General features: G+C 71.8%; 24 protein-coding genes. 16 read left to right on the forward strand and 8 right to left on the reverse strand.

From position 1 onward, the window contains the following. On the forward strand, nucleotides 1–888 hold an 888-nt coding region (locus ACZ45T_RS08400; RefSeq protein ID WP_468438770.1), incomplete at its 5' end, for an LAETG motif-containing sortase-dependent surface protein. 179 nt (nucleotides 889–1,067) lie between these two features. On the opposite strand, the gene ACZ45T_RS08405 is transcribed toward ACZ45T_RS08400, so the two are convergent. Next, nucleotides 1,068–1,970, reverse strand: a complete 903-nt coding sequence (locus ACZ45T_RS08405; RefSeq protein WP_468438772.1) for a helix-turn-helix domain-containing protein — start codon at nucleotides 1,968–1,970, stop codon at nucleotides 1,068–1,070. A 433-nt stretch (nucleotides 1,971–2,403) separates the two neighbouring features. Here ACZ45T_RS08405 and ACZ45T_RS08410 point away from each other — a divergent pair, with 433 nt between their 5' ends. The 3 genes from ACZ45T_RS08410 to ACZ45T_RS08420 all read left to right on the forward strand — a co-directional run bounded on the left by ACZ45T_RS08410 (nucleotide 2,404) and on the right by ACZ45T_RS08420 (nucleotide 3,325). Next, nucleotides 2,404–2,760 (forward strand): PRC-barrel domain-containing protein, encoded by a 357-nt coding sequence (locus ACZ45T_RS08410; RefSeq protein ID WP_468438774.1) that lies wholly within the window; start codon nucleotides 2,404–2,406, stop codon nucleotides 2,758–2,760. 37 nt (nucleotides 2,761–2,797) lie between these two features. Then, complete coding sequence (locus ACZ45T_RS08415) at nucleotides 2,798–2,968, forward strand: hypothetical protein (RefSeq protein WP_468438776.1); 171 nt, start codon at nucleotides 2,798–2,800, stop codon at nucleotides 2,966–2,968. Between the two features lie 156 nt (nucleotides 2,969–3,124). Continuing rightward, the gene (locus ACZ45T_RS08420) at nucleotides 3,125–3,325 is read left to right on the forward strand and encodes a hypothetical protein (RefSeq protein WP_468438778.1); all 201 of its coding nucleotides are present in this window, start codon (nucleotides 3,125–3,127) and stop codon (nucleotides 3,323–3,325) included. 54 nt (nucleotides 3,326–3,379) lie between these two features. On the opposite strand, the gene ACZ45T_RS08425 is transcribed toward ACZ45T_RS08420, so the two are convergent. Then, the gene (locus ACZ45T_RS08425; protein ID WP_468438780.1) at nucleotides 3,380–3,859 is read right to left on the reverse strand and encodes a DUF5994 family protein; all 480 of its coding nucleotides are present in this window, start codon (nucleotides 3,857–3,859) and stop codon (nucleotides 3,380–3,382) included. Nucleotides 3,860–4,152: 293 nt separating this feature from the next. On the opposite strand from ACZ45T_RS08425, the gene ACZ45T_RS08430 reads away from it, so the two are divergent. From ACZ45T_RS08430 to ACZ45T_RS08445, 4 genes are all read left to right on the forward strand, one after another. Further along, nucleotides 4,153–4,728 (forward strand): DUF5994 family protein, encoded by a 576-nt coding sequence (locus ACZ45T_RS08430; RefSeq protein ID WP_468438782.1) that lies wholly within the window; start codon nucleotides 4,153–4,155, stop codon nucleotides 4,726–4,728. Beyond that, nucleotides 4,725–4,922 carry a hypothetical protein gene (locus ACZ45T_RS08435; protein ID WP_468438784.1) on the forward strand — a complete coding sequence of 66 codons (198 nt, stop codon included), beginning with the start codon at nucleotides 4,725–4,727 and terminating at the stop codon, nucleotides 4,920–4,922. Before ACZ45T_RS08430 ends, ACZ45T_RS08435 begins: the two co-directional genes overlap by 4 nt. A 95-nt stretch (nucleotides 4,923–5,017) precedes the next feature. Then, nucleotides 5,018–5,284: a hypothetical protein gene (locus ACZ45T_RS08440; RefSeq protein ID WP_468438786.1), complete on the forward strand. Its 267-nt coding sequence runs from the start codon at nucleotides 5,018–5,020 to the stop codon at nucleotides 5,282–5,284. Between the two features lie 49 nt (nucleotides 5,285–5,333). Further along, nucleotides 5,334–5,636, forward strand: a complete 303-nt coding sequence (locus tag ACZ45T_RS08445; RefSeq protein ID WP_468438788.1) for a hypothetical protein — start codon at nucleotides 5,334–5,336, stop codon at nucleotides 5,634–5,636. Between the two features lie 174 nt (nucleotides 5,637–5,810). On the opposite strand, the gene ACZ45T_RS08450 is transcribed toward ACZ45T_RS08445, so the two are convergent. After that, nucleotides 5,811–6,872: a sodium:calcium antiporter gene (locus tag ACZ45T_RS08450; protein WP_468438790.1), complete on the reverse strand. Its 1,062-nt coding sequence runs from the start codon at nucleotides 6,870–6,872 to the stop codon at nucleotides 5,811–5,813. Between the two features lie 269 nt (nucleotides 6,873–7,141). Beyond that, the gene (locus ACZ45T_RS08455) at nucleotides 7,142–7,765 is read right to left on the reverse strand and encodes a TetR/AcrR family transcriptional regulator (RefSeq protein WP_468438792.1); all 624 of its coding nucleotides are present in this window, start codon (nucleotides 7,763–7,765) and stop codon (nucleotides 7,142–7,144) included. 125 nt (nucleotides 7,766–7,890) lie between these two features. Between ACZ45T_RS08455 and ACZ45T_RS08460 the strand changes: the two genes are divergently transcribed. The 6 genes from ACZ45T_RS08460 to ACZ45T_RS08485 all read left to right on the forward strand — a co-directional run bounded on the left by ACZ45T_RS08460 (nucleotide 7,891) and on the right by ACZ45T_RS08485 (nucleotide 15,294). Continuing rightward, nucleotides 7,891–8,829, forward strand: coding sequence for an alpha/beta fold hydrolase (locus ACZ45T_RS08460; RefSeq protein ID WP_468438794.1), 939 nt, complete (start codon nucleotides 7,891–7,893; stop codon nucleotides 8,827–8,829). Nucleotides 8,830–8,881: 52 nt separating this feature from the next. Then, nucleotides 8,882–9,544, forward strand: coding sequence for a histone deacetylase (locus ACZ45T_RS08465; RefSeq protein ID WP_468438796.1), 663 nt, complete (start codon nucleotides 8,882–8,884; stop codon nucleotides 9,542–9,544). 218 nt (nucleotides 9,545–9,762) lie between these two features. Next, a complete protein-coding gene (locus tag ACZ45T_RS08470; protein WP_468439381.1) occupies nucleotides 9,763–10,455 on the forward strand; it encodes a response regulator transcription factor in 693 nt (230 codons plus the stop codon). After that, nucleotides 10,452–11,720 (forward strand): sensor histidine kinase, encoded by a 1,269-nt coding sequence (locus ACZ45T_RS08475; protein ID WP_468439383.1) that lies wholly within the window; start codon nucleotides 10,452–10,454, stop codon nucleotides 11,718–11,720. The genes ACZ45T_RS08470 and ACZ45T_RS08475 overlap by 4 nt, the downstream gene beginning before the upstream one ends. A gap of 146 nt (nucleotides 11,721–11,866) precedes the next feature. After that, on the forward strand, nucleotides 11,867–12,661 hold the full coding sequence (locus ACZ45T_RS08480) for an ABC transporter ATP-binding protein (protein WP_468438798.1): 795 nt from the start codon (nucleotides 11,867–11,869) through the stop codon (nucleotides 12,659–12,661). Nucleotides 12,662–12,756: 95 nt separating this feature from the next. Next, nucleotides 12,757–15,294: an ABC transporter permease gene (locus ACZ45T_RS08485; RefSeq protein ID WP_468438800.1), complete on the forward strand. Its 2,538-nt coding sequence runs from the start codon at nucleotides 12,757–12,759 to the stop codon at nucleotides 15,292–15,294. Between the two features lie 44 nt (nucleotides 15,295–15,338). Here ACZ45T_RS08485 and ACZ45T_RS08490 read toward each other — a convergent pair whose 3' ends face one another. From ACZ45T_RS08490 to ACZ45T_RS08505, 4 genes are all read right to left on the reverse strand, one after another. Further along, nucleotides 15,339–16,271 (reverse strand): GNAT family N-acetyltransferase, encoded by a 933-nt coding sequence (locus tag ACZ45T_RS08490; protein WP_468438802.1) that lies wholly within the window; start codon nucleotides 16,269–16,271, stop codon nucleotides 15,339–15,341. Between the two features lie 122 nt (nucleotides 16,272–16,393). Beyond that, a complete protein-coding gene (locus ACZ45T_RS08495; protein WP_468438804.1) occupies nucleotides 16,394–17,578 on the reverse strand; it encodes a serine hydrolase domain-containing protein in 1,185 nt (394 codons plus the stop codon). 186 nt (nucleotides 17,579–17,764) lie between these two features. After that, nucleotides 17,765–19,132, reverse strand: coding sequence for an FAD-binding oxidoreductase (locus ACZ45T_RS08500; protein ID WP_468438806.1), 1,368 nt, complete (start codon nucleotides 19,130–19,132; stop codon nucleotides 17,765–17,767). A 19-nt stretch (nucleotides 19,133–19,151) separates the two neighbouring features. Further along, nucleotides 19,152–19,472 carry a hypothetical protein gene (locus ACZ45T_RS08505; protein WP_468438808.1) on the reverse strand — a complete coding sequence of 107 codons (321 nt, stop codon included), beginning with the start codon at nucleotides 19,470–19,472 and terminating at the stop codon, nucleotides 19,152–19,154. 156 nt (nucleotides 19,473–19,628) lie between these two features. Between ACZ45T_RS08505 and ACZ45T_RS08510 the strand changes: the two genes are divergently transcribed. Together ACZ45T_RS08510 and ACZ45T_RS08515 are read left to right on the forward strand one after the other, a co-directional pair. Next, nucleotides 19,629–20,378: a PP2C family protein-serine/threonine phosphatase gene (locus ACZ45T_RS08510; RefSeq protein ID WP_468438810.1), complete on the forward strand. Its 750-nt coding sequence runs from the start codon at nucleotides 19,629–19,631 to the stop codon at nucleotides 20,376–20,378. 152 nt (nucleotides 20,379–20,530) lie between these two features. Further along, nucleotides 20,531–20,734: a cold-shock protein gene (locus tag ACZ45T_RS08515; RefSeq protein WP_468438812.1), complete on the forward strand. Its 204-nt coding sequence runs from the start codon at nucleotides 20,531–20,533 to the stop codon at nucleotides 20,732–20,734. Nucleotides 20,735–20,828 lie beyond the last annotated feature (94 nt).

The raw sequence follows: 20,828 nt of genomic DNA on the forward strand, positions 1-20,828 counted from the left end.
CCCGGCCCCGACGGCGCCCCCGGCCCCACCGGAGCCCCCGGCCCGAGCGGCAGCCCCGGCGCCCCCGGCCCCGACGGCGCCCCCGGCCCCACCGGAGCCCCCGGCCCGAGCGGCAGCCCCGGCGCCCCCGGCCCCGACGGCGCCCCCGGCCCCACCGGTGCCCCCGGTCCGAGCGGCAGCCCCGGCGCCCCCGGCCCGACCGGCGCCCCCGGCCCGAGCGGCAGCCCCGGCGCCCCCGGAGCCCCCGGCCCCGACGGCGCACCCGGCCCCACCGGAGCCCCCGGCCCCACCGGTTCCGCCGGACCGGTAGGACCCGCCGGACCGGCCGGACCCGCCGGACCCGCCGGACCCGCCGGACCGGCAGGACCCGCAGGACCCGCAGGACCCAAGGGGCCTCGCGGCGACAAGGGTGAAAAGGGTGACTCGGGCGATCACGACCACGGTCACGACGACGAGGGCGATCACGACCACGGTGACGACGAGGGCGACCACGGTGACGACGAGGGCGACCACGGTCACGACGATGGCGACCACGGCGGGCCCGGCCACGGCGGCGACGACCACGGCAAGCCCGACCACGGCAAGCCCGGCCACGGCCACGACGGCCACGACCAGGGCAAGCCCCCGTGGGCCGACTTCCTGCCTGGCGGCCTCGACGATGCTCTGGGCCAATTCGCTCCCGGCCACACAGCCAAGAGCGTCAACTTCGCCCACGTGAACGCCGCCACCGGCCGGCAGCCGAAGGAGGCGTCGCCCGAACTCGCCTCGACCGGCTCAAGCAGCGAGACCGGCATCATGGCCGCCACCGCAGCCGCGCTGGCGTTCGTCGGAGGCTCGGCCTTCTTCGCCGTGAAGCGGCGGCGAGGTACAGCAACCCGACAGGACTAGCCCATCGCAGTCGTGACCTTCTCCCCTGCCGTCACCGACGGCTGTGCACTCAGCGGCGGCAGGGGCTGAAGCTCGATCAAGCGCAAAGGGACCCGTCCGGTCCGCCGTTCGGCGGCTGAGCCCCTGGACACGTCGTCCAGGGGCTCAGTGGGTTCGCGAGTGATCCGCGCCGAACACAGTCACACGTTCGGCAGGGAGAGCGCGCGGACGTCTGGCCGGAATTCCGTGCCCGTGTACGCCTTGATGGCTTCCTCGATGAAATTCCGCGTACCGTCCGGGCTCAGCGCCTGGGCCTGCAAGTGCGCATACATGTCGCTGTAACGCTGCACGTCGGATCGTTTCTCCAGGTAGAGGTCGCTGGTGAACCTCTCCAGATACACCACGTTCACATCGGTGGCGTCGACGAACTCGAGCAGCGAGAACTGTCCCGAGACGCCCGGGTGCGCACCCACATCGTGGGGGAGAACCTGCATGGTGATGTGCGGCTGGGCGCCGAGGTGGGTCAGATGGGCCAGCTGCTCGCGCATGACCTCGCGGCTGCCCACGGCTCGCCACAGCGCCGATTCGTCGAGCACGACCCATAAGCGCAGGGGGCTGCCCGGGGTACGCAGCCGATCCTGGCGCCGCATCCGCACCTGGAGGCGCGTGGCAGCCTGTTCGGCAGTGGCGTGAGGGATCGTTCCTGCGATGACCGCCCGGGCGTAGGCGGGGGTCTGCAGCAGGCCGGGGATCACCAAGGGCTCGTAGATTCGGATAGCGGCGGCCTCGGCCTCCAAGCCGATGTAGGCGCCGTACGGAATGTCGTCGTAGGCGTTCCACCAGCCCTGCCGGCCCGATTCGCCGGCCAGCTGCATCAGTTGGTCAACGCGCCGCTGGTCCTGAACTCCGTACAGCCCGCAGAGATCACGCACGTCGCGCGGCTTGATGAGGCGGCGGCCGTTCTCCAGCAGACTGATCTTGGGCTGGGAAATCAGCAGGCGTGCCGCGACTTGCTGCGTCGTCATACCCGTGATCTCCCGGAGCCGGCGTAGCTCCGATCCCAGCCGACGCCTGCTGACGGTGGGATTGACGTTGACACCCACGGGGCGCATACCTCCGCTTCAAAAAATACCTTGCCCTGGCGAGAACACTGCCACGGCCCGGCCAGCTGGATGCGCCTTGGCCCCGTGTCATGCACGGCAATTCGCTCCGGGCGCATAGCGACCTGAACTTCGCATTAAATTTCACCCGGCTGACCGCATTTTCCGGTCACAATAAATAAGAATCCGATACAGATTTCTGCGTAATATGCCAGCCCCAGAGAACACCAGAACCCGACGGCCACTGCCCCGACGATCACCCCGCGCCCTCGTCGCGATCACCGCGAAAAAATCGCTTATGCCGGAGATGCGCAACGGGCATAGCATGGTAGATGGGTCAACGCACTCTCACGTGTGGCGACCCGGAAGGGCGGCCCCGGCGTGTGAATGTGCCGGGGCCGTTGTGTCAGCGTGGTCCCGCCCCAGGGAGCGACGCATGATCCATTCAGCCGATATCCGCGAGTGGCGCGACAGCGACGTTGTCGACGTGAAGGGCCACAGGATCGGCGCGCTGGAAGCGATCTACGTGAACACCGCTACCGACGAGCCGGCCGTGGCCACCGTCCTCACCGGCTTGCCCACCCGCCGGCGCCTGGTCTTCGTTCCCCTCGACGAGGCGATCCTGGGGCCGGGCTACGTCAAGGTCGCGCACACCAAGGCGGTCGTGAGGAAGGCCCCGACCATCGGCACCGACGACATCCTGCCCTCCGAGCAGGAGGAAGCGATCTTCACTTACTACGGGTTGGCCTACCAGCCGGGCGTCGGCGGCGAACGAAAGCTCGCGCGCCGCTGACCGTCTCGAGCCCCGTGCCGGAGGAGGTGTCCGCCGCATGGCGATCTTCCTTTTCCTGCTGCTCGTGGCCGTCGTCCTGGGCCTGATCGGCGCGGTGGTGGACGGCATGCTCTATCTCCTGATCATCGCCATCCTGCTCGTAGTGGCAGACGTGGCCCTCATCGCCACACGACGGTCCCGGCGATCGCAGCGCCGCCACCTTCGCTAGCACGGCCGCGGCGTTCCACTGCCCAAAGGGGCCTCGGCGCAGGACGGGCGTCACCCGTGTGCCCCGCTTCGCATTCCAAATGATGCAGACAGCAACGGCTCATGTCAGCGTCATCCGGGGGGAATCCGTACCCACGCAGCAAAAGGAGTCGCCGTCATGGGCGGTAAGCAGGACAAGCGGCAGGAGCCGGGCAAGGGCCGCGAGGCGCAGGAGCACCATCGCCCCGGAGACCCCGCACACCCCCAGCCGGGCAAGTCGTCCCGCGAGCAGGGACAGGAGAAGGACCAGAAGGCGACCTCGCGCCGCCGCGAGGACGACCTGCTGCGCGAAGAGGATCTGCACGACGAGACGCTCTGACCAGAGCACCGCACCACTCGCCCCCACGCCCAGAGCCCGGCCGGTCCGCAGGCACTACGCCTCGGGTTCGGGCGTGGTGGCGACGAGGAGCTGAGCGGCCTCGGTGATGTTGTCGGCGCGGACGGCGCGGGCCATCGCCTCGCGGGCGGCGTCCGTGGTGGTGTCCGGGGGAACCACCAGCAGGGCGAAGTGGTCGTTGTGGCCGCGAGTGATGAGGACGGTGTCGTCGCCGACCGGGTCGGAGTCCAGGTGCACGACCTGGTCGTCGATGACCAGGCGGGTCGGGAGGCCGTTCCAGGCGGAGGCATCCACGCCCACCCGGGTGATCGGCCCGAGGTGCCCCGTCAACACGCTGATGAGCGCGGGCAGCTCGGTCTCGATGTCGCGCGTGCGCGGCCACCACGCACCGTCCAGGAGCCCCTCCCGGGACCGCGTGGTCTCCAGCCGCAACAGGGCCGTACCAGGTTTGACGGCCTGGTGGATCGCATCCGGCAGGAGCAGTGGGGAAGGCCGGGGGGTGTCGGAGTCAGCCATGTGGGTCCGCCCGTCTACGGGGGGGGTGGCCGTACGTCGTCGCAGGTCGGCACCGATACCAACGCCAAGGCCAGTCCGCGACGCGCACGAGGCCGCCGTCGTTTCACGATACTCCCGCCCCCCGCTCCACCGCCCGCCGGAAAATACCTGGTCAAGCCGGTCAGAGTCCGCCGAACAGGCGTACAGTGAAAGCACCGGGAGTATCTCGCGCACCCGTTTTCACGCGGGTGTCATTTCCGGCGATCGCCTAAAGGCCGGGCTGCCGACAGGCAGTCCGCGGGCAGGTCCGCATCATGACCAGCACCCTCGACCGGACCGCGCCCCGCGACCTCGCCGCAGAGCTTCCGGCACGCGTGTCCCTCACCCCGAAGACCACCCTCGCAGGCCAGCTGGACGGAGCCTGGTGGCCCTACTCCCGCGACCTCGAAGCCGAGCTTCCGCCGCTCGTCGCCGCCCTGGAGGAACCCTGGGGGCGCGTCACGCGCGTCACCGTGAACCCCACCCGCTGGCCCCTCGTCCCGCACGCGGTTGCCGTGGACGGGCGCACGCTGCACGTGGGCTGGTTCACCGAACAGGACCCCGACAAGCTGATCCTGCTCTCCTACACCGTCGGCCGCTGGGACCTCCTCGTGATCCCGCCCGAGACCGCACCCACGGCCGCGGCCCGCCTGATGGCCGCCGCGGCGATACCGGGCAGCGTCCTCACCGCGGGCGTGCTCATGGCCAACGAGACCGTCATGGGGCGCGGCATCCGCGACGCCCTCCGCCGGGAAGCCACCTGGGAGGACGAAGGCGGGGCGTGCATGTCCCCCTTCGGGAACGCGATGGGACGAAGCGCCCTCCCGCTGCCCGGAAACGGCTGGCGGTGAGCTCCGTGGAAACCCTCGTCCTCATCGCGGCGATCGTCCTCGCGATCGCAGTCGGAATGCGCTTGATCCACCTGCTGAACGCCCAGCACGACGCCCGGATCACAGCCCACCACTTCAGCGACCCCCTGCCGAGGCCTCCCGGCCTGCCGGCCGACACCAGTCGTCGAGCCCACCTCACGGATGCCGACCGGTGAGGAACAGACCATCCTCCGACCCGGGGCAGCGGGCGGGGGCGCCACGGCGCCCCCGCCTGCCGGCTTCTCGCCCACTCCGAAGGGAACACGCCCACGTGAAGTACATCGAGACCCAGACACTGCCGTCGCTCGGGCACGCCGAGGTGCGGATCATCGCGCACACGCCCGAAGCCGCCCGAGCGGTCGCGGAGGCGCTTCGCCACTGCTTCGCCGGCGCGGAACAGCGCAGCTATCCCGGCCTCGACGGCGACACCCGCCTCCACCTCACCGTGGACACCGCCACACCCGCCGGCCCCGCCCGCACCTGGCTGGCCGCCAGCCGGACCCCCGTAAGCCCCGGCGCCCACTCCGACGAGATCTGAGAGCCCCGACGGGCCCCGGAGCCCACCCCGCACACGAAAGGACGCGGTCATGGCCACACTGCGCGAACGCAAGGCCTACCGCGATCAGGTGCTCCGGGTCCTGTACGAAGCCGTCGAGGGCAACCGCCTCCTCGGCATCACCGGAGCGCAGCTGCGGCGCGACCTCCGCGTACCGGAACAGGACTTGGCCGCCGCCTGCACCTACCTGGCGGGCGAAGGCCTGATCACCGTCGACTGGGAACCCGGCAACACCCCGGCGATGGTCACCCTGACCCACGAGGGAATCCTGCGCATGGAGTCCGAGGAGGAACAGTCCGAGGAGGAGGAGTCCGAGGAGGAGGCGCACGGCTGAGTGAAGCCTGGCGGTCATGGATACAAGAAGGCCCAGGTCGCCCGACCTGGGCCTGCTTCGTTGTCAACGCGACCGGCCTGGAGCTCAACAGGACGCCGGTCCGCCCCGAGCACCTCACCGGGACCTGACCGGCACCCTGGTCCCGTGGCCGGCGCCACGCGCCGGCCACTGGGCTCAGACGAGGACCGGGACGAGCCCCACGGCGAAGACGACGTAGAAGAGTCCCGCCACCGCCAGGCGGCCGGGGGTCAGCTTGTGGGCGCGCATGGTCAGCAGGAGGTAGACGATCGCGGCCATGGTGACGATCCCGGACCACATCAGGGCGCCGTCGAAGTGCCAGCTGGTGAAGATCAGGCCGATGCCACTGGGCACGGTGGCCTGGATCATCATGGAGCCGGAGATGTTGGCGAGTGCCAGCTTGACCTTGCCCTGGCGGACCCAGATGACCGCGTTCATGATCTCGGGGAGCTCGGTGGCGATCGGGGAGAGCAGCAGAGCGGTGACCGCCCCGGACAGGCCGAGCATCGGGCCGATGACGTCCAGCTGCTTCACGAAGAAGTGCGCGGCGAAGAAGATCACCACAAGGGTGGCCACGGTCTGGACGACGACGGCCCAGGTCGCCGGGGAGGCCGCCTTGGGCTGGAGCTTGAGCGGCTCCAGCTCCTCGTCCTCGTCCTCGGTGTGGTCGGCGCGGCTGGAACGGATCTCGCGCCAGAAGTAGACGGCGTACGCGGCGAAGAACAGCATGCCCAGGGCGGGCTTGAAGGCGAAGGCGACCAGGCCGAGCGCGACCTTCAAGACGAAGATCGGCAGGAACCACTTCTGGTCCTTCGCCAGGCGCTTCATGTCCTTGGCGTCCCCCAGGGCCTCGCTTCCCGGCGGGGAGACGTCCCGGCCGGGGCCGCCGGCGCCGGTGAGGACGGCTGTGCGTTCCTTGCGGCGCTTGAGGAGCAGCATCGCGCCGGTCACGCCGTAGGCGACGGTCGCCAGCGCGAGGGGGCCGCCCATCGCCGCGCCCACGCCGATGTTCTTGGCCTCATCGGTGGCGCCGGTGGTCACGGCGACCAGGGTGACCACGGATTCGGGCAGGGCGGTACCGAAGGCGGCCAGGATCGTGCCGACCGCCATCTTGCCCACCTTGAGGCGCTCACCCAGCCACTCCACCGCGTTGACGAACCACTCGCAGGAGAGATAGATCGCTACCGCGCACACGATGAGCAGTACGAAATGGATCACGGATTCGCCTGGCCTTCCCGCACCGGCGGGGGCTTCGAGGGCGACCATCGCGAGGGGCGGCGGCAGCTTCGACCCCGCCGACACGCCTGAAATCGACGTCGACAATGGGCCGAAGGTCTCGCCCGCCCACACCCGTGAAGCGGTGCGGGCCCGGCCACCGGGAACCCGAGGGCTCCAGTGTGTCGACGACCGGTATTGCGGGGCTACTCCCCTTCGCAGCCACCAACCCTACACGGACCGCCCGCGGAACCAGGCCCGGTCCGGGCGGACTAGCCGGCCGCCGGTGTCCCGGCGGTCGTGAAGATCCGGTCCAGGTGGTGGCGGAGTACCGCGATGGCCGACTCCGGGCTCCGCTGGCCCACGAGGATGCTGGTGCCCATGGTCGCCGCCATCGCGAGCAGGCTGATCGCCTCCGTGCGCGCGTCGGCGCCCGGGTCGGCCAGGCCGGACGCCTGGGCCTGTTCGAGCAGGCCCGCCAGAGCGTTCTCCGCGGCGTCGGGGTTGTCGATGAAGGGCTGAGCGGCCAGCGCCTCGTCGGTCACGGAAAGGATCGAGTAGGAGGTGTAGAGGAGGTGAAAGGTGCGGCTCTCCTCGTCGACCGGGAGGGAGGCCAGCAGCAGCGCCTCGATGGTCGCGCGCGGGCCCGGGTCCGGACCGGCGGCGCGGAGGCGGGCGCCGACCCGCGCGGTGAAGCGGTCGGTCAGGTGCTGGAGCCCGTAGAAGAGCAGCTTCTCCTTCGTCTCGAAGTAGTACTGCACGAGCCGGAGTGACACGCCGGCCTCCGCGGCCACGTCGCGCATGCCGACGGCGTGCAGTCCCCGCCGCCCCGCCACCCGGATGAGCGCCTCGGCGATCTGGGCCCGCCGCTCCTCGTGGTCCACACGCTTCGGCATGTTCCGGTGTCTCCGCCCGTCGGTGGTGGGGTCGCGGTCCGCTCCCCGGACTTCTTTATGGTACCGCCGTACCACCATTATGGTACGGTCGTATCACGAAGAACGGATCTTCCCGGAGGTGCCCCGTGCCCGAGAACACGACCCGTGTACGCCGCGACGTCGGCCGCTACGTGAACGACACCCTGCGCGACCGCTACTTCGCCGCCAGCGACGTGCTCTATGCGATGGGCGCGCCCGTCCGCTCCGAGACGGACGTGGAAACGAGCTTCGGCACGACGCACGTCTACCGGTACGGCCCCGCCGACCCCGCCGCCGAGTCCCGTACGCCGGTCGTCCTGATCCACGGCGCGGGCTACTGCTCGGCCATGTGGTATCCCAACACCCCCGCACTCAGCGCCGACCGGCCCGTCTACGCGCTGGACACCCCCGGCGACGCCGGTCGCAGCGTCCACCGCGAGCCCATGTGGCAGCCCGAGCGGGCCGCCCAGTGGCTCGACGAGGCCCTCGACGCGCTCGGGCTCGACCGGGTCCACCTCGTCGGCTCCTCCTACGGCGGCTGGCTGGTGCTCAACCAGGCCCACCGCCGGCCCGGACGGCTCGCCTCGGTCACCGCCCTCGACCCCGGCGGCCTGGAGAAGGTGGGACTGCGCTTCTTCGCCTGGGTCTTCGTCAGCCTCTTCGCCAGCTTCGCCCCCAAGGCGCTGCGTCCGCGCCTCGCCTCCTGGCTGGAGCAGCCGGTCATCGCCGTTCCCGAGCTGCGCAAGTGGGTCCAGGCGGGCGCCCGGGCCTTCCGGATCCGCCGTCCCGCGCCGCTGCCGCTGGCCGAGGACGCGCTGCGCTCCATCCGGACCCCGCTCTACGTGATCATGGGCAAGCGCAGCCTGCTGGTGCACCCGCAGCGGCAGTTGGAGCGGGTGCCGCGCCTGATCCCCGGGGCGCGCGCCGAGGTCATCGCCGCGACGGGGCACGGACCGCAGATCGACCACCCGGACGTGGTCAACGCGCGGATGTTGAGCTTCATGGAGGACGTCGACTCGCGCGACCCGGCCGCGGTCGACGCGTAGGAACGGGGACGCTTCCCCCTCCCCCTCCCCCCACGCGAGGAGCAGAGCAAGCATGACCGTCCACGTCGCGGCCCCCCTGGCCGGAGAGTTCCCGGCCCCCGAGCGTGTCTGGTACGCCTCTTACGGCTCCAACATGCGCATGGCGCGGCTGACCGCGTACCTCACCGGGGGAACCCCGCCCGGTGCGGAGCACGCGTATCCGGGGTGCCGGGACGGGCGGGCGCCGGAGCGGTCGATCCCCGTCGAGCTCGACGGATGCCTGTACTTCGCCACCGAGTCCGTCGTGTGGACGGGCGGCAGGGGCTTCTACGACCCGACGGCGCCCGGTCGTACGCGAGGGCGGGCCCACCTGGTGACGGTGGGTCAGATGTCGGACATCGCCGCCCAGGAGATGTACAGGGAACCGGGAGCGGACCTCGACCTGACCAGGGTGCTCCGTGAGGGCCGCGACGAGCTGGGCACCGGACGGTACGAGACGCTCATCTGCCCGGGGGCGATCGAGGGCATTCCCGTGGTGACGTTCACCGCGCCGTGGACGCTCCACGACGTCGAGCCGCGCATGCCGTCCGCCGCGTACCTGCGGCACCTGGGCGGCGGCCTGTTGGAGTCGGGGCCCTGGGAAGGCCGCGACATCGCCGACTACCTGGCCGCCTGCCCGGGCGCGGCCGGCAACTGGACGTCGGGGCAATTGCTGGAGCTGCTCACCGGATGCTGATCGTCGGGGCGGGTTTGTATCGGGCGGGTATCAGGTGGCGCTTGGTTGTCCATCCGCTGCTGCGGAGCGGATGGACGCGCCCGATGTATGCCATATCGTTCCCTCCAAACGGCCCTCACGACCGTCCGAACAGGAGCCCTCTGCCCGTGTCCTCGCCCGCCCCGGCTCCGGCCTCCTCGCGACCCGTTCGCGTGTTGCTGGTGGAGGACGACGACCTGATGCGCCGGTCCTTCGCCATTGCCCTGGAGCGCTACGGCTACCGGGTGAAGGCCGCCGCCGACGGGCTCGCGGGCCTCGAGCTCTTCCGCGACGAGTCCTTCGACCTGCTGATCCTGGACGTGATGCTGCCCGGGCTCGACGGGATCGGCCTGTGCCGCAGAGTCCGGGAGACCAGCCTGGTGCCCGTTCTGATGATGTCGGCGCGCGGCGACGGGCTCGATGTCGTCGCCGGTCTGGAGGCCGGGGCGGACGACTACGTGGTCAAGCCCGTGGACACCTACGTACTCGTGGCACGCATCCGCTCGCTGCTGCGGCGGGCGACCTACGCGCCCGCCCCGGGGCCCGGGCCGACCGCGGGCGTAGACGCGGGCGCGGGCGAGGGGGCGGCGGCGGCACCGTCCGAGGGGCAGTCGCTGGTCTTCGGGGACCTCACCATCGACACCGGCGGCCTGGAGGTGTTCGTCTCCGGAACCCCGGTGGCGCTCACCCCGACCGAACTGAAGCTCCTGCTGGAGTTCGCCGCCCATCCGGGCATCGTGCTGGAACGGCACACCCTGCTGCGCAACGTCTGGGAGTACGGCTGGGACGGCGACAGCCGGGTCGTGGACCTGTGCGTGCAGCGGCTGCGCCGGAAACTGGGCCGGGACAGGATCGAGACGGTCCGCGGCTTCGGCTACAAGCTCAGGCGCTGAGGCCGGTGCGCCCGCTCCACCGGCTGCGGCCGGAACGCGTGTCCCTGCGCTGGAAGATCGCCGCGCTGGCCGCGGCCACCGCCTGCCTGGTCGTGGCGGCCGTGGGCGTGCTGGTGCACCTGTGGACCGCGATGGACATCCGCGACCGGGCCGAGGCACAGGCCTTCAACACCGTGTACTCGGCCATGGACACCTACCGGCGCACCGGAACGCTGATGGACGGTGCCGAGCTCGATCCGGCCGGGCTGCCCGCCGTACTGCGCCGTCCGGCGGACGGCGCCCGGCACACGGCCTACGACGGGCACGTCGACGGGAACGTGGGGCCGAGCGTCTGGGCCGCGCAGCGCGTCGGCGGCCCGGACAGCGCGGTGCTCGCCGTCCGGGTCAACATGAGCTCGGAGCTCCACGGGCTGCGCCGGCTCGACGTGATCATGACGGTGGCCTCGCTGGCCGCGCTCGCGGCGGCCGTGCCGCTGGCCGTCTACGGGGCCGGGCTGCTGGGCCGCCGCCTGCGGCGGGTCTCCGAGACCGCGGGCCGGATCTCCGCCGGGGACCTGGACGCCCGGACCGGGCCCACCGAGGGCCGCGACGAGGTGGCAGAGATCGCCGCCACCGTCGACCTCATGGCCGACAGTCTCGGCCGGCGGCTGCGTGCCGAGCGCCGGTTCACCGCGGACGTGGCCCACGAGCTGCGCACCCCCGTCGGCGGTCTGCTGGCCGCCGTCGATCTGCTGCCGCCGGGCGAGACGGAGGATCTGCTCCGGGCCCGGGTACGCGATCTGCGCGGCCTGGTCGAGGACCTCCTGGAGATCTCCCGCCTCGACGCCGGAGCCGAACATCCGGTCCGCGCCCGGGTGCCGCTCGGGGCGGTCGTCTCCGAGGCCGTGGGGCGCACCGGACTCGACACCGAGGTCACCGTGTCCGGGGCGACCGGGGAGACCGGGGAAGCCGTGGAGACCGACCCGCGCCGCCTCGAACGGATCGTCGGCAATCTCGTCGTCAACGCCCACCGGCACGGGGCCGCCCCGGTACGGGTCACCGTCGCGGGCCGCACCGTCGTCGTGCGCGACCACGGCCCCGGCTTCCCCCCGGACCTGCTGCGCGACGGCCCGCGCCGCTTCCACACGGGCAGGGCGGAGCGCGGCTCGGGCCACGGCCTGGGCCTGACCATCGCCCTCGGCCAGGCCCGGCTCCTCGGCGCCGAACTGCGCCTGGACAACGCCCCGGACGGCGGCGCCGTCGCCACCCTTCGCCTGCCGGACTGACCGCCCGACGGCCCGACCGACCGCCCACCCGCCCCTACAGGACTGCTACGAGCCCGCGCGGACACCGATACACGGCGGCCCAGGCCCCGATACGTTCCCCGGACACCCTTCGAAGTGCACCTTCCGCACCCGAAGAGGAGTCCCCCGTGACCGCCAGCTCCCTCGCCCCGTTCGCGCCGCACACGGCGGACGGGATCGCGGCCGCCACCGCCGACCTGTCGAAGGTCTACGGCAGCGGCGACACCCGTGTCGTCGCCCTGGACCGGGTCAGCATCGCCTTCCGGGAGGGCGAGTTCACCGCGATCATGGGCCCCTCGGGCTGCGGCAAATCCACCCTCATGCACTGCGCCGCCGGGCTCGACTCGGTCAGCTCCGGGTCCGTGCGCATCGGCACCACCGAACTGAGCACGCTGGACGACCGGCAGCTCACGGCCCTGCGCCGGGACCGGATCGGCTTCGTCTTCCAGGCGTTCAACCTGCTGCCGACGCTGACCGCGCTGGAGAACATCACCCTCCCCCTGACCATCGCCGGCCGCCGGCCCGACCGGCAGTGGCTGGACCACGTGATCTCCATGGTCGGCCTCTCCCAGCGCCTCGGCCACCGGCCCGGGCAGCTGTCCGGCGGGCAGCAGCAGCGCGTCGCGGTGGCCCGCGCCCTCGTTTCCCGGCCCGCGATCGTCTTCGCCGACGAGCCCACCGGCAACCTCGACTCCCGCGCCGGAAGCGAGGTCCTCGGCTTCCTGCGCGACTCGGTGCGCGAGCTGGGCCAGAGCGTGGTCATGGTCACCCACGACCCCGTCGCCGCCGCCCACGCCGACCGTGTGGTCTTCCTCTCCGACGGCCGCCTCGTCGACGAGATGGTGCGGCCCACCGCGGAGCGGGTCCTGGACCGGATGAAGGCGTTCGACACCGGCGCACGCACCGGCTCACGCGCTGGCTGACGCCGGCCCGACCGCCCCCGCCCCGCCGCCGCACCGGCCACCGCCCGCACCCGCTCGCGCCCGTCGAGCCCGCCTCCCAGGGATCCGCACCCGCCATGTTCCGTACCGCCCTGCGCAACGTGCTCGCGCACAAGGCCCGCCTGCTGATGACCGCGCTCGCGGTCGTCCTCGGCGTCGCCTTCCTCGCCGGCAGCCTCGTCTTCGGCGACAGCCTCACCCGTGCCGCCACCGCCCGGGCGACCGACGGCTCCGCGCGCGTCGCCGTCAACATCGCCTCCGATGCACGCCCCACCGACGGCGGCCGCGCTGCCGGGATCGACGCCCGTACGGTCACCGCCCTGGCCCGGGTCCCCGGCGTCGCCGTCGCCGCGGGCCGGGTCGACGGCTTCGCCGCCGTCGCCGGCCGCGACGGCGCACTGATCGGCCACGGCTCGTCCCACCGGGGCGCCAACCACGCCCCGGGAGCGGACGGCACGGACCCCGCCTACCGCTTCACCCAGGGTTCCGGTCCGGCCGCCGACGGCGCGATCGCCCTCGACGAGACCACCGCCGCGCGGGGCGGCTACCGCGCCGGCGACACCGTACGCGTCGCCACGAACGACGGCGTCGCCTCCTACACCCTCAGCGGGGTGTTCCGCACCGACGGAACCAGGCTCCCCGCCGACGGCACCCTGGTCCTCTTCGCCAACGACACCGCCCAGCGGCTCTTCCTCGAACCCGGCCGCTACCAGAGCGTCGAACTCACGGCCGCCCCCGGCACCGCCCCGCAGCAGCTCCTCGAACGCGTCCGGCCGCTGCTGCCCCCGGACACCAGCGCGGCCACCGGCGCCCAGCTCGCCCACATCCGGGAGGTCGGCGCCACCAGCGAGAACCGCACCATGAACCAGATCCTCCTCGGCTTCTCCGCGGTCGCCCTGTTCGTCGCCGCCTTCCTCATCTCCAACACCTTCACCATGCTGGTCGGCCGGCGCACCAGGGAGCTGGCGCTGATGCGGGCCGTCGGCGCCTCGCGCAAGCAGGTGCGCCGCATCCTGCTGACCGAGTCCCTCCTCGTCGGCGCGGCCGCCTCCGCGGTCGGCCTCGCCGTCGGCACCGGGGTCGCCGCCCTGCTCCGTACCGTCCTGACCTCCGCCGACGCCCCGTCAGGACCGGTGGTCCTCACCGCGGGCACCGTGATCACGTCCATGCTGGCCGGCACCGTCCTGACCGTGGTCTCCGCCTGGCTGCCGGCCCGCCGGGCCATGGCCATCGCGCCCATCGCGGCGCTCGGAGCCGCCGAACCCGCGGCGCCCGCGCGCACCGGCTCGCTGCGCACCGGCATCGGGGCCGCGCTCACGCTCACCGGCACCGCCACCGTCGTGTACGGGGCCCTGGGCGGCGGGAAGGACGCCCGCGCCACCATCGGCGTCGGCACGGCCCTCGCCCTGACCGGGGCGATCGTCCTCATCCCGCTGCTGTCACGGCCGTTCGTCGCCCTGCTCCGGCCACTGCTGACCCGCCTCCACCCGGTGCACGGCAGCCTCGCCGCCCGCAACACCGTGCGCGACCCGCGCCGCACCGGCGCCACCGCCGCCGCGCTCGCCCTCGCCCTGACCCTCGCCTCGGGCCTGTCCGTCCTCGGGGCGTCCGCCTCCCAGTACCTCGACCGGGCGACCACCCACGACTTCACCGCCGACTACCTGGTCCAACCCGCCGCGGGCGGCATGCGGTTGACCTCCGACACGGCTGCGGCCCTCACGAAGCTGCCCGGCGCCGCCGTCAGCCCGCTCAACCAGTCCACCGCATACCGCCTGGCCGGCGTCGACTCCGTCCTGACCGGCGTCGACCCCGCCGCCATCGGCCGGCTGCTGCGCTACGACGTCGTCGACGGCTCTCTCGACAGCCTCGCCAAGGGCCGGATCGCCGTCGCCGATTTCAAGGCCGAGGAGGCCGGCTGGCAGGTCGGCCAGACCCTCCCCCTGGAGCGCGGGGGCGAGCGGCACGGCAGCGTCACCATCGGCGCCGTCTACCGCATGGACCCGCAGAGCAACCTGCTGCCCAGCATCACCGCGGCCGATTCCCTCGTCGCCCGGTACGACCCCGCACCGCACACCGCCGGGATCCTCGTCGCCACGGACGGCGGACCCGGCCCGGCCGCGCTGCGCACCGTCACCCACGCCCTCGGCGACAACCCCGCCCTGGCCGTCCTCGACCGGGCAGGCGTCAAGGAGCAGTACAGCGGTGACATCGGCGCCCAGCTCAACGTCTTCTACGCCCTCCTCGCCATGGCCCTCGTGATCGCGGCGCTGGGCATCGCCAACACCCTCGCGATGTCCGTCCTCGAACGCCGCAAGGAGATCGGCACCCTGCGCGCCCTCGGCCTCGACCGCGCCGGAGTGACCCGGATGATCCGCCTGGAGGCCCTGCTCGTCGGCGCGCTGGGGGCGACCGTCGGCACCGTGCTGGGCGTCTTCCTGGGCTGGGCCCTCGGACACACCCTCCAGGAGACCGTCGCTGGCTACGCGCTGGTCGTTCCCTGGGGCCGCCTCGCTCTCGGCGTGCTGATCGCCCTGGGGGGCGCGCTGCTCGCCTCGCTCTGGCCGGCGCGCAGGGCCGCCCGCGTCGACGTTCCCGCCGCGACGGCGGCGCAGTAACTGCGGCGCAGTGACGCCCGCCGGAGCCCGGTGGCCCCGACGGGTCACAGGGCGCGGCTGAACTCCAGCCTGTCGGCGAAGTTCTCGTAACCGGCCCTGGTGAACGCCTTCGCCATGGCCGTGTTGGCCGCGTCGCAGTCCCCGCGGATCTCGGTGACCCCGTGCGCCGCGAGGATCCGCGTGCCGCGGACGACGACCGAGGTGGCGTACCCCTTGCCGCGGTGGGCGGGCGCGACACCGACGAAGCCGATCACGTGCACGCTGGGGTTCCGGGCCGGCAGGCTGATCACCGCGGGGGTGCCGTCCGTGTCGTAGCCGATCTCCCACCAGCGCGGCTCGTGCTGCAGCTTCGTCATGTCCTCGAAGAGCCGCTCGGCCGCCCCCCGCGCCCCGTGGGCCTGGACATCGGCGGTCAGCCGGGCGTCCTCGGTCTCGACGAGCAGCTCCTCCAGCAGGTCGACGAACGGTCCGGGACCGAGATCGGCGAGGCAGCGGAACGTCAGCCGGGGATCGTCGGCCGGCAGCTCACCGGGAACCCGCAGACTGAACCTGCGCCCGTCGCGGATCACCCCGAAGCCGGAGTCGCGCAGCAGTTCGCCCCGGCGCTCCGGCCACCGCTGGAACTGCGGTGCCTGCGCCGGGGAGTCGACGACGTGCTCCAGCTCCTGCGCGCCGAGCTCGCGCGCCGCCCTGACGGCCGCCTCCAGCAACGCGGCCCCCGTCTGCTCCTCCCCTGCCGGGGCCTCGAACAGGACGAAGGCATAGGGAACCTCCTGTCCCGGCAGGGTCCACAGCACCACGCTGCCCACCAGCCGCCCCCGGTCGTCCTCGGCGACCAGGCACCACTCGGGCCGGGTGCACTTCGCCTCCAGCAGCTCGCCGAGGTACGCACGGGTCGCGGCGTTGCGTTCGGCGTCGTCCGGATACTCGAACAGCGCGGGGAGTTCGTGGGGGTGAGCGGAACGGATCAACGTCACAAGGCTGCCTTCATGCTGCGGAGAGCGGGAACGGTCCAGGTCGCAACGAACGTAACCCCCGGGTACCGCGCCGGACCAGCCGTTTACGGCCATGCCCCGTGGCTCCGCCCCGCCGCGGACCGCTACCTCTTGCACAGGGCGGCGTCGAGGAGCGCGTCGGAGTGCGCGTACCCCTCCGGGTTCGGTGCCGTGTTGGCGGTGACGACGATCGTGGCGGCGCGGCCGTCGTCGGTGGCGCCGGGGACCGAGTGGAAGCCGGGGGTGTCGCCGCCGTGCCCCCAGGCCAGGCCGCCACAGCTCAGCGGCGTGCTCGACACCCCGAGGCCGTACCCGGTGCCGGGCGGCCAGCCGGAACCCTCGGCCTTGACGGTGGTGCGCATCTGGGCGAGCTGGGCGGGCGCAAGGAGCTTGCCGCCGACCAGTGCGGAGAAGAACCGGTTCAGGTCGCCGGGCGTGGAGATCAGCTGGCCCGCGGCCCAGCCCCAGGAAAGGTCCAACTCCGTGACGTCCTGGAGCGGTTCACCGGGCTTCGCCGCGTGATAGCCCTTGGGGTGGGCCTCCCGGATGCTCTCGTCGCCCACGCCGGGGAAGTAGGTGTGGCGCAGCCCGATGCGGTCGATGACCCGCTTCGTGATCTGCTCGGCCAGCGGGCGGCCGGTGACCTTCTCGATGAGCAGCCCGGCGACGATGTAGTTGGTGTTGCTGTACGCCCAGCCGGTGCCGGGGGCGAAGTCGGCCTTGTGGGCCAGCGCCACGTCGATCAGGTCGCGGGGCTGGTAGTAGGTGTGGCGGCCCTCACCGAGGACGTCGTCGAGCATGAAGGCGGTGTAGTTGGGCAGTCCGCTGGTGTGCTGGAGCAGCTGCCGTACGGTGATGTCGCGGCCGTCGATGCCCTCGCCGCGCAGCAGGTTCGGCAGGTACCGCTCGACGCGCGCGTCGAGATCGACCTTGCCCTCGCCGACCAGTTGCAGGACCACCGTGGCGGTGAAGGTCTTGGTGTTGCTGCCCGCCCGCACCTGCCCGTCCACCGGCACCTTCGCACCGGTCCTCAACTCCGCGACCCCGGCGGTGTAGTTGCGCGTCCGCCCGTCCCGACCGGTGACGGCGGCCAGCGCGGCCGGGAACCGGTCCTCGTCCACCAGCCGCTCCAGCCCCTGGCGTACGGGGTCCCGCGGGCCCTGGGGTTGCGCCGCCGAGGCGGGTGACGTACCGGCCACGGCCAGGGCGGCGGCAGCGATGACCGCCACCGCCGCGGCCGCACGGACACGCCGCGGTTTCTGCGAACGAACGGACAAACGAACAGCCATGAGTGAACTCCCCTGTGCGCCGGGCTGGTTGCATCGACGATTGCGATGCGTTCAGCCTGGCGCCAGAAGATCCACGGAAACAGCCGGACAGCACGCCCACACCGCGTGGGGACAACCCCCGGTACTCCGGTCCCATGCCCGGTACCCCGGTCCCATGTACGGCGGGCGGCGGACGGCGGACGGCGGCTAGGGCTTGATGTTCTGGTTCATGTGGAACAGGTTCCCCGGGTCGTACGTGCGCTTGACCGCCACCAAGCGGTCGTAGTTGCCCTTGTAGTTGGCCCTGATCCGGCTCTGGTCGTCGTCGGCCATGAAGTTGATGTATCCGCCCTCCTCCGAGTGCGGGGCGGTCGCCTCGTAGTAGTCGCGGACCCACGCGGTGTTGGCCTCGTTGTCGGCGGGGTCGGGCCACATTCCGGCGATGACGGTGGCGAACGAGGCGTCGCGGTAGGCGAAGGCCGTCGCGTCCGGGGCGACGCGGTGGCAGGCGCCGTTGATGGGATAGATGTGGACCGTCGAGTTCACGACGGGGAGGCGCGCCGCGTGCTCGACGTGCGCCGCGATCGCGGCGTCGCTGAGCTCGGTCACGAAGTTGGCCTTCCAGTAGTGCTGGAGCCCGGGCGGTACGAGTGCGTCGAAGGCGCTGTTGAGCGCCGGATACGGCATCGGACCGACGTGCTCGGCGACGACCGGTGCGAAGTCGCGGAAGGCCTGGACGGCGCGCGGACCCTCGTCGAGCGGCCCGGACCAGCACGCCACGATCAGCGCGAAGGTGTCGCCGTGGCGGTCCTCCGGGATGAACGGGAGCGGCGGGGCGATCTGGAAGGCCGGGAAGCCGCCGAGTTCCTCCGGGGCGTCGGCGATGAGCTCGCTGAAGGAGCGCAGGACGGTGGCGGCGTCCTCCAGCTCGAAGAGGATCGGTCCGCCGTAGATGTCCTTGACGGGGCTGAGCCGGTATTCGAAGGAGGTCACCGCGCCGAAGTTGCCGCTTCCTCCGCGCAGCGCCCAGAACAGGTCGGGGTTCTCCTCCTCGCTCGCCACGAGCATCCGGCCGTCCGCGGTCACCACATCGGCCGAGATCAGGTTGTCGCAGCTCAGGCCGAGCCCGCGGGAGAGGTACCCGATGCCGCCACCGAGGGTGAGCCCGCCGATACCCGTCGTGGAGATGATCCCGCCGGTCGTGGCCAGCCCGTAGGCGTGGGTCGCCGCGTTGAAGTCGCCCCAGGTCGCGCCGCCCTCCGCGCGCGCCGTCCGGCGCGCGGCGTCGACGCGGACACCACGCATCGCGGACAGGTCGGCCACCACGCCGTCGCAGGTGCCGAAGCCGGGCACGCTGTGCCCGCCGCCGCGTACCGCCAGGTCCAGTCCGTTTTCCCGTGCGAAGTCGACCGCTGCCATGACGTCGCCCGCGTTGGCGCAGCGTACGACGGCCTCCGGCCTCCGGTCGATCATCGCGTTGTAGACCGTGCGCGCCTCGTCGTAGGCCTCGTCGTCAGGGGTGACGACCGGTCCCCGTACCCGTTCGCGCAACTGGTCGATCGAGAGCTTGCCCATGACCATCGCTCCTCGTGGCTCACGCTTCGGATTGACGGTGGCCGGGCTGGAGGTGGCTGAAGCCCACCTCGAACCGTTCCACCGAGACGATCCGCTGGCCTTCCCGCTGGGCGGTCTCCTCGCGGATCCGGGCGGCCTGCTCCTCGCTGGCCAGCATGGTCCCCTCGTCCTCCCACAAGGTCAGCGACTTGGCCTCCCCCGTGGCCCGGTCGACGAGGTAGTAGACGCCCCGGAAGCCGGGAACGTCCTGGACCTGCCTGACGACCGCCTCCGATTGCGCGGTCAGGTCCCCCTCCGGGGGAACCGGTGATCCCTGGTAGGTGCTCAGCCTCGCGAACATCTCCGGAAATCCTTCCTGGCCGGGCCGCCGGTCGAGGGACAGGCAGCTCCAGGACCAGCGTGCTCCGGCGGGCCGCGCCCCGCATGCCGGGGCGGCGCGACAATGGTGGCGAGGGACGCGTCTGCCGTTGTCGTTACGGAAAGGCGGGACGCCAAGGTGCCGTACATAGCCGTGACCGCCCTGAGCCATGTCGGGCTGATCCGCGAGCACAACGAGGACAGCCTCGTCGTCGGGCCGTGGACGCTCTGCGGGACGGTGACCCAGAACCCCCAGACCCTGCTGTTCCCCTACGGCAGACCGCTCGTCGTGGCCGTCGCCGACGGGCTCGGCGGGCAGCCGGGCGGCGAGGTGGCCAGCGCGCTCGTGGTGAACGAACTGGCCGCGCTCGGTCCCTCGCTCGACGGCGCGCAAACCGTCGGTGACGCTCTGAACCTGTGCAATCGCGCGGTGTACTCGGCCACCGACGGGCGCCCTGACCTGGCCACCATGGGGACCACGGTCGCCGGGACCCTCGTCCTGGCGGATTCCCTGCTGGCCTTCAACGTCGGCGACAGCAAGGTGTTCCGCGCCGGGCAGGACGGCGTCCTGCACCAGGTGAGCGTGGACGACAGCCCGCCGCCGGCCCCCGGACACCGCACCACGTCGGCGGTCACGCAGGTGCTCGGCGGCAGCCGCGGCTACGAGGACGTCACCCCGCACATCGTGTCCTTCGCGCTCTCCGAGGGCGACCGCTACCTGGTGTGCAGCGACGGGCTGACCGATCCCGTGCCCGACGAGGAGATCGAGGCCCTGCTGCGGGTGCACGACGACGGCAGGGCCGCCTTCGAGCTGTGGAGGGCCGCCATCGATGCCGGCGGCCCCGACAACATCACGCTCGCGCTGGTACGCATCGGCGACACCCTCTAAGGCACGGCGTCGTTCATATGACTTTCAGGATCGGATATCTATTACTGCAGATGCCGAATTACGAGTGGAAGAATTTCCACACCGTCGCTTTTCCTGTGCTAGTGTGGCGCCCGTTGCAGTATCCGTTGGGCGCAGTTTTCAGGAGAATTAATATGGCATCTGGCACCGTGAAGTGGTTCAACGCGGAAAAGGGCTTCGGCTTCATCGAGCAGGAGGGTGGCGGCGCCGACGTGTTCGCCCACTACTCGAACATCGCCTCCACCGGCTTCCGTGAGCTTCAGGAAGGCCAGAAGGTCACCTTCGACGTCACGCAGGGCCAGAAGGGCCCGCAGGCCGAGAACATCGTTCCCGCCTGACGCCCACGCGTACCCGCAGCTGAGGCCCGCACCCTGAGGTGCGGGCCTCGGCTCGTTGGCCGTCGATGCCGCGCCGGACCTTGACGGGCTTGCT

The organism is Streptomyces sp. NPDC030995 (assembly GCF_055571215.1).

Excerpts from the sequence above, each read along its gene's own strand:
- ACZ45T_RS08515 (WP_468438812.1), top strand. The coding sequence starts at position 20,531 with ATGGCATCTGGCACCGTGAAGTGGTTCAACGCGGAAAAGGGCTTCGGC.
- ACZ45T_RS08415 (WP_468438776.1), top strand. The coding sequence starts at position 2,798 with ATGGCGATCTTCCTTTTCCTGCTGCTCGTGGCCGTCGTCCTGGGCCTG.
- ACZ45T_RS08425 (WP_468438780.1), bottom strand. The coding sequence starts at position 3,859 with ATGGCTGACTCCGACACCCCCCGGCCTTCCCCACTGCTCCTGCCGGAT.
- ACZ45T_RS08495 (WP_468438804.1), bottom strand. The coding sequence starts at position 17,578 with ATGGCTGTTCGTTTGTCCGTTCGTTCGCAGAAACCGCGGCGTGTCCGT.
- ACZ45T_RS08410 (WP_468438774.1), top strand. The coding sequence starts at position 2,404 with ATGATCCATTCAGCCGATATCCGCGAGTGGCGCGACAGCGACGTTGTC.
- ACZ45T_RS08420 (WP_468438778.1), top strand. The coding sequence starts at position 3,125 with ATGGGCGGTAAGCAGGACAAGCGGCAGGAGCCGGGCAAGGGCCGCGAG.
- ACZ45T_RS08430 (WP_468438782.1), top strand. The coding sequence starts at position 4,153 with ATGACCAGCACCCTCGACCGGACCGCGCCCCGCGACCTCGCCGCAGAG.
- ACZ45T_RS08470 (WP_468439381.1), top strand. The coding sequence starts at position 9,763 with ATGCGCCGGTCCTTCGCCATTGCCCTGGAGCGCTACGGCTACCGGGTG.
- ACZ45T_RS08465 (WP_468438796.1), top strand. The coding sequence starts at position 8,882 with ATGACCGTCCACGTCGCGGCCCCCCTGGCCGGAGAGTTCCCGGCCCCC.
- ACZ45T_RS08485 (WP_468438800.1), top strand. The coding sequence starts at position 12,757 with ATGTTCCGTACCGCCCTGCGCAACGTGCTCGCGCACAAGGCCCGCCTG.
- ACZ45T_RS08505 (WP_468438808.1), bottom strand. The coding sequence starts at position 19,472 with ATGTTCGCGAGGCTGAGCACCTACCAGGGATCACCGGTTCCCCCGGAG.
- ACZ45T_RS08445 (WP_468438788.1), top strand. The coding sequence starts at position 5,334 with ATGGCCACACTGCGCGAACGCAAGGCCTACCGCGATCAGGTGCTCCGG.
- ACZ45T_RS08455 (WP_468438792.1), bottom strand. The coding sequence starts at position 7,765 with ATGCCGAAGCGTGTGGACCACGAGGAGCGGCGGGCCCAGATCGCCGAG.
- ACZ45T_RS08500 (WP_468438806.1), bottom strand. The coding sequence starts at position 19,132 with ATGGGCAAGCTCTCGATCGACCAGTTGCGCGAACGGGTACGGGGACCG.